We start from the raw sequence: 5797 nt of genomic DNA, 5'->3' as shown, positions 1-5797 counted from the left end.
CGGCGTCGCCTTTTGGTCCTCAACACCCGTGCTGAGCACGACCATCTGATCGAAGTGCTGCAGGCGTACGGCCGCCCTGTGGTCTGCGCCTTTGAGGCGACCGGGAACTATCACCGGCCAATAGCATGGCGCCTGGCTGAAGCGGGTTTTGAGGTGCGGCTGGTGTCGTCGCTGGCGCTGGCCCGAACACGAGAAGCGTTGCACAGTAGCTAGGACAAGAACGATCCAAAGGATGCACAGGTAATCCTGCACATGCTCAGGATCCAAGCGAAGCAGCTCTACCATGATCCGCTGCGGGCCGGCATCAACGACGTGCAGGAACTGTCGAAGACACATGAAGCGATCGCCAGGACCAAGACCGAGATCCAGTACCGTATCCTGACGCACTACCTGCCGCTGTATTTTCCCGAGATCGATCGCTTCCGGGGAAACAGCCGCAGCGATTGGTTCTTCGCCTTCCTCCATGCCCTTCCGACCCCAGCAAGCATCACGCCGCTGACGAAGGAGGAGTTTGTGACGGCAGCTTGGGATGTCGGCCGCAAGGTCAGCAAGACAGATTCTGATGGATATTTACGAGACGGCGCGCTCATCGATCGGGCTGCCGCTGCCACTTGGTGCGCCTGCCATTCGCATGTTCCGGATGGTCATTGACGAAGCACGCAGCCTGATCCGGCAGCGCAATGAGCTCGAAGCGCAGGCCGACGAGCTGTTGCGGCACAGCCAGGACTATCAACTCCTGCGACAAATCCCGGGCATCGGACCGATCAACGCATTGACCATCATTGCCGAAGCCGGCGATTTTCGCCGTTTCGGTCATCATCGCCAGTTTCTAAAGTTCTGCGGGCTGGACCTCTCGACACAGCAGTCAGGCCAATATCGGGGCCAGACCCGCTTCCAAATTCGGCAATGCTCGGCTGCGCCGCACCCTGTGGATCGCCGGACAAGCCGCTATCCGCCAACGGGAGAATGGCTTACGTCATAAGTTCGAACGCTACATCGCGAGGGATCGCGACAATCCTGATCTGCGCCGCAAGGCAATGACCGCTATTACCGCCAACATGGCGCGTGTCGTGCACGCCGTCGTCAAAGGTGGTTCCGACTACCGGCCCGTCGTTGAGGGGCGGGTGCCAGGTGGAAGAACCTCTGTCAGCTAGGGCCGTGAGGGCATCGCTTCGATGACCCTGTAGATAATGTTCGGGTCTTCCGCCTGGATCAGAAGCTCGTGTTGAGGACGGTGAGGGCCGCCTTCGTGCGTACCCTGTGTTTGCTATGGACGAGACCTTTTCCCTTGCCGGTGGAAGCCGCCTGGTTCGATGACTTGACCAACGTCACGCAGCAAGAGCATGCTGACGAACAGCGAGACTTTGACTGCAGGCTCCCTTGCCTTCCGCGCTTAGTACGTTGTCGGAGACGATCATCAGCGGCCGGCCCCGTGCCTCGACGAGGCGGTCCAGTTCCCGAGCTACCCGCATGCCCGACAACGACGTGTCGACCACGAGGGCCAGGCACTCCCGGGTGAAGTCGTCGACCATCACAGGCTCCAGCACTGGTTCAGGCCCTGCGGCAGTGTCATGGCGCTCGCGTGCCCAACGCCCGCAAGTGGACTTCTTCAACAACCTGTTAGTTTAGAGCTGATCGTCAGTTGCCTTCTGCTCGAACCTTTGGCCGCCGTTGACGCCAAGGACTAGCTTCTTCCAGATCGCGTGCGACACGGACCAGTGTGGCCTCGTCGCCAAACCGGCCTACAATCTGAATACCGATCGGCAACCCGCTAGAGCTTTGTGCCAAAGGCAAAGAGACCGAAGGCTGCCCGGTGACATTGAAGACGCCTGTGTATTGACAAATAGCAGTATCTGCTTCCAAGTATTCCTCCACGGAGACCTCCGGGTTAATCGCAGTATAAATCCCACCATGCGGCACGGCCACGATTGGCATTGTGGGAGTCAGCAGAATGTCGAAGGCATCGATCGCCTCGCCCACGCGGAAACGCATTCTACGAAGGCCCTCCTGGACGTCCCACGTTTGGGATAGGGGCAAATCGCGGCCATATCGATACCTTTTGAGGTTGACCGGCTCCAGCGTGTTCGAACTAATCATACGCCCCAGGGTTCGCGCCGTTTCTTCGAGCCAAATGGCGGTCGTCGGGGCGGAGTCAAACTTGCTGTACTCGGCCGGTTCATATAGCGGATCGATGTCTATCACCGTGTGCCCCATTCCCTCAAGAAGCATTGCCGTCGCCTCGACAGCGTGCAGCACTTCTGGGTCAAGGTCGACCGCGCCCCAACTCGTTCTCGCGACCCCGACCCTCAAAGTGCCAGTGGGCTGTGATAGTTCCTCTAAATAGCGACGGCTTGGCTGGACGATGATAAATGGATCGCCAGGGTGAGGACCAGAAAAGACATCCAGCGCAGCGGCCATGTCGCGCACCGTCCGACAGAGAACAAACTCGCGGCTGAGACCAAACGATGGGTCCTGATTGTTCGGGCCGCCGGAAACTCTTCCTCGGGACGGGTTCAGCCCGATAAGGCCACACCAGGACGCCGGGATGCGAATTGACCCACCGCCGTCGCTGCCATGTGCAATGGGAGTGATGCCGGCGGACACCGCCGCTGCTGCTCCCCCGGACGAGCCTCCCGCGGATCGTTTCAAATCCCATGGATTACCGGTGATGCCGTTGACAATGGACTCCGTCATTACGGTAGATGCAAGCTCGGGTATCGTTGTCCTTCCCACAGTCCGAAGCCCGGCCTCCCGCGCGCGACGAAAAAAATAGCTGTCGGTATCGGAGCGGCAGCCTTTGAAAAGACGGCTTCCGTGTTCCTGGAGGCGCCCAGCTTCGGTGGCACCGGTATCCTTGCGAAGGAATGGCACGCCATTGAAAGACCCCGCGTCGGCGCCAGCAACGGTCTCAGCATCTTCGTAGAATTCGATAACGGCATTAATAAGAGGATTGATCTCGTCGTGTGCCTGGCGGGCCAACCGCGTCAGTTCCACAGCAGTCACTTCACGGGTTCTCACCAGCGAGGCTAAACCAGTGGCATCGTACTTTGCGTATTCGCTTAATCTCATCGCAGCTATCCTTCGTCCCCTCGTCCGACTATAGAAGTAAGCTTCTGCACCGCTAAGGTGGGAAGCCTGTCGGCAGCAATCCGCCACCGAAGCGAGATAATGATGTGTGTTCACGACCTTGCGCCGTGCGCTACTTGGTCCGTTCGGGTTGCGGCTGGCGGATGTTGCCGATCCACTTTTGGGACAGTGGCAGATGTCTATGGTGGTTTCGGGAGCTGCCGCGGCGTTTATTGGTCCATTCCATCGATGACGGGGCGCTTACGCTGATGGGGGATCTAGCTGACCGAAAACGAATGCAGCCTTCTAGTGAATGAAGCGACGGAGGACAGCCTAGGTCGCCATAGCTTAGCGATCGCTACTTTTCCGTGGTGTAGTCCACCCCGTACCACTTCAGCGACAGCTTCGACAGCGTGCCGTCTTCTTTCATTTTTTGGATAGCCTCGGCGATCTTACCGCTGAATTCCTTGTCTCCATGAAGCACGGGAATGGCTCCCGGGGAGGAGAATAGCGGCTCGCCAAGAGGCTTTATTGGATAGCCAGCCTTTATTGCATCATTCATCACAGTTCCATCAGTTAGGACTGCATCCAGTCGAACCCCATCGCCTAGCCGGAGGTCGTCGAAAGCCACATTCGTAGTCGCGTATGTTTTGATTTCGCCTGGTTTGACCTGAAACTCTATCGGCTTCGCGTCCACCCAATTGGGTTTAAAGGTATGGTTTGCGTACTCCTCTTGCACGGAGCCCGCGGTAACCCCAACCCTCTTGCCGTTCAGATCGGCAGGTTTGACTGCCTTGCTATCCTTATGTACAACAGCAACCACCGGCGCATAGAAGTAAACGGCAGGGAAGTCGAACTTCTCAGCTCGCCCCGCAGTTGGTGTCATCTGGCCCATGGCGATATCCCAACGACCCTGCCAATTGCCTGACGTGATGATGTCCCAGCTAGGAGTCACGAACTCGATCTTCACACCCAAGTGGTCGGCGATGCCCTTAGCAACATCGATGTCGTAGCCTTCGAGTTGTTGAGTTTCGTTGTTCAGGGACGACATCGTTCCCCAATCAGGTCCAGCTGCGACCTTGAGCGCCCCCGACTTCAGCACCTTATCGAGCACGGCCCCGGCATTGGCAGCGCTCGTCGCGGCCTCGATTCCGACGGCTAGCGATGCCACGGCCGCAACCATCGTCATAAGTCTATTCATCGTTTTCCCCCTGTCGTTGCTGTTTTCTCAAGCAGCCGGCACGAACGCCTGCGCAGCCGTCGCATTTTGGAGCCTAGCCTGTGGGGGCCAACTTTGCAACAGATGTTTTCGACAGCCATAAAATGGCGCAGATGGATCATATCAACGCGGACGCGGCTGAATGTGATGCGCGTGGAGCCCTCGAGGCGAACAGTGATCAGGGGCGTTTTTCTTGGCCAAGGACGGAAGAGGCGGAGCAGTCAATGTCGATTGGCCGCGTAAGCCATGTAAAAGTGAAGGCGGAGTGCGACATCCAAATAGTGTTCGCTGCCAGCTTACGAAGTATCGGAAGGCATGGCTCGCGAAACGCTGGACTATCTCGGCCAGAACTCATGCCTGGCGCAAACCCAGTCCAGTCCTCGTTCAAAGCATGCTGCATCAGCATGGTCCGGTAGCGAAATGGTCATTGTCACGATCCGGAGAATAGCGCGCGGCCGGACCAGGCCACAGGAAACCAACAATTGCGACGACTGCATCCCCTCGGCGTCTGAGTTTCGCCGCGTGACCTGGTCAGTGCGGCACAGCGCTTGGGACTGGACCGCCTCCAGGAACACAACAACCTCATCGGCCTCAACAACGAGCGGAGGCTTGTGCGGCTCCCGCGCGTGGGAGATCATTGCCTTGAACGAGGGGCACGCCTTAAGAGAACCCGGAAGCAAACACACGAGTTCACCGCCGCCTGCTAGTCGGCGCTACAAACCTGATGGCTTGGTAATGCGTCGGCCCAGCGGGCTCATTTAGGCAGCAGCGCCCTTACGCGCCCTCGCTCTTCACGCCGCGGTAGCTGCTGCGCTTAACCTCGATTCTATCTAAACGTTTCGCAGCTATACCCTGTACGCGCTCGGCTCTCGCGGAAAGCCAGCTGGCGCTCACATTGGAACTTTACCTCTCCACTAAACACGGGCAGCAGGAGCTTCAGGGCCGCTCCCGTTTCCTGCTGGGCGATGACGGCAGTCGCCAGCACACGCTTCTCGAGATCGGTCCACGGCCACTGGCAGCCTATCTCACCAACGATGCCGGCCCGTACCTGGGTTCCCCAGGCACCCAGTTGAACCTGATCAATCATTTCTTGGGCGAAGCTCTCGATGGTTCGATTGTGATTACCCGGGTCCTGGCAGTCCTCGACGTAGTGACCGCAGCCCATCACAATATGGGCGCCACTCTCTCGCGACACCTCCATCAGACCCTCGGCGTCAGGGCCGATACCGCCGATCGTTAGCTCGACGATTGTCCCGCCACCTGCCTCGACCATGCGAGCGGCCTCGCGAGCAGCCACCCCGCGATCCTTCTGCCTAATGTCGCGCGGATCGGCGGCGCCACCCATCAATAGTTTCCAGTAGTCGCGCGGGTCGGGACCGCCGGTGCTCGACGCATCCTGTCGACCCGGCTGTATAAAATCCCAGAAGAGATGCTCGTGCATCAACGTCTGGCCTAGCGTCGCCGGGTCAACCAGACCCAGCACCGTCTGGGCCTTACCCCTCATCTCATCTC

3 protein-coding genes and 2 pseudogenes are annotated in these 5797 nt (G+C 58.7%); 1 reads left to right on the top strand and 4 read right to left on the bottom strand.

Going from position 1 to position 5797, the window contains the following annotated elements:
- Positions 1-1179: pseudogene (locus tag AC0ZT5_RS34860) on the top strand (IS110 family RNA-guided transposase); the annotation flags it as partial.
- A 221-nt stretch (positions 1180-1400) separates the two neighbouring features.
- On the opposite strand, the pseudogene AC0ZT5_RS34855 reads toward AC0ZT5_RS34860, so the two are convergent.
- From AC0ZT5_RS34855 to AC0ZT5_RS34840, 4 genes and pseudogenes are all read right to left on the bottom strand, one after another.
- A pseudogene (locus AC0ZT5_RS34855) lies at positions 1401-1532 on the bottom strand (IS3 family transposase); the annotation flags it as partial.
- Positions 1533-1638: 106 nt separating this feature from the next.
- Positions 1639-3069 (bottom strand): amidase, encoded by a 1431-nt coding sequence (locus AC0ZT5_RS34850; RefSeq protein WP_488500124.1) that lies wholly within the window; start codon positions 3067-3069, stop codon positions 1639-1641.
- A 355-nt stretch (positions 3070-3424) separates the two neighbouring features.
- The gene (locus AC0ZT5_RS34845; RefSeq protein WP_488500123.1) at positions 3425-4267 is read right to left on the bottom strand and encodes a transporter substrate-binding domain-containing protein; all 843 of its coding nucleotides are present in this window, start codon (positions 4265-4267) and stop codon (positions 3425-3427) included.
- Between the two features lie 844 nt (positions 4268-5111).
- Positions 5112-5797: phosphotriesterase family protein (locus tag AC0ZT5_RS34840; protein WP_488500122.1), on the bottom strand; the 686-nt coding region annotated here is incomplete at its 5' end.

It is taken from the genome of Mesorhizobium sp. CNPSo 4670 (assembly GCF_057784235.1).
This window is presented reverse-complemented; position numbering and strand designations above follow the sequence as displayed.